General features: G+C 69.2%; 2 protein-coding genes. One reads left to right on the forward strand and one right to left on the reverse strand.

Annotated features, from left to right (window positions below; all coding sequences use genetic code 11):
* Window positions 1-346, reverse strand: a 346-nt coding sequence (locus GRX66_RS19235; protein ID WP_201293109.1) for an IMP dehydrogenase, incomplete at its 3' end; no start/stop codon positions are given.
* Between the two features lie 245 nt (window positions 347-591).
* On the opposite strand from GRX66_RS19235, the gene GRX66_RS19240 reads away from it, so the two are divergent.
* Window positions 592-1079 (forward strand): FAD-dependent oxidoreductase (locus GRX66_RS19240; protein ID WP_159527870.1); only part of this gene is annotated, 488 nt, incomplete at its 3' end.

The following is a 1079-nucleotide window of genomic DNA, read 5'->3' on the forward strand; positions in this document are numbered from 1 at the left end:
CGACGCCCGCGTCGACGACGGCGGCGCTGCGAGCGACGTAGTCCTCGTTGATGCCGACCGCGGCGCCGACCTGGACGCCCTCGGCCCTGACGCGTTCGACCTGCCTGGCCTGCTCGTCGGGCGTTAGGAAGCGGTGCAACACGCCGAATCCGCCGGCTCGACCGAGTTCGGCGGCCAGGTCGGCTTCCGTGACGGTGTCCATCGCCGCCGAGACCAGCGGCGTGTCCAGTTCCACGTTCGGGGTCAGCGTCGTCGACAGGTCGACCTCGCTTCGGCTGTCGACGGGCGAGCGCTTCGGGACGAGCAGCACGTCCCCGTAGCTCAGCCCGGTTCGTAGGTCGTTCATTCCCTTACCGGAGAAAACGCCGACGAGCAATAAGTATCTCGGCTCACCCGCTCGTGGCAGCGGGGCCCCAGTAGCGACGCCCCATCGACAATCGAGGGTCGCCTGAGCATTCGAGCGCCGCGGTTCGACCCGACTCGGCGCGGCCGGGGAACGCTCGAATCCGGTCAGGACCTCCGGCCGCTGCTCGCGCGGGTTACCTCCCGCTCACTCGAACAGTTACGGGGGTGTGGTTCGACTGCGCGACTATGCCGGACCCGTTCGTCATCGTCGGCGGCGACGCCGCAGGACTGAGCGCCGCGAGCAAACTGCAACGCGAGGACCCACAGCGCGAGGTGGTCGTCTTCGAGAAGGGGCAGTGGGTGTCGTACGCGCACTGCGGAATGCCGTACTACGTGAAGGGCGAGGTCGACTCGCTGTCTGACCTGTTGTCGCTGACGCCCGCGGACGTCGAAGACCGCGGTATCGACCTGCGCCGCGGCCACGAAGTCGTCGACGTGAACACGACCGAACGGACGGTCACAGTCGAGACCGACGGCACCCGGTTCACACAGCCCTACGGGGAGTTGCTGGTCGCGACCGGCGCGCACGCGGTCTCGGACCCCATCGAGGGGGCGGCGCTGTCCGGCGCGTTCACGATGCACAGCATGGACGCCGCCGCGGCGCTGCGGGCGTACCTCGCGCCACCGGGTGACGCGGACCAGGGCGCGGTGGACGTGGAGTTCGTCGACCGGTC

This window comes from Halobacterium bonnevillei, assembly GCF_009831555.1.
Classification (GTDB): domain Archaea; phylum Halobacteriota; class Halobacteria; order Halobacteriales; family Halobacteriaceae; genus Halobacterium; species Halobacterium bonnevillei.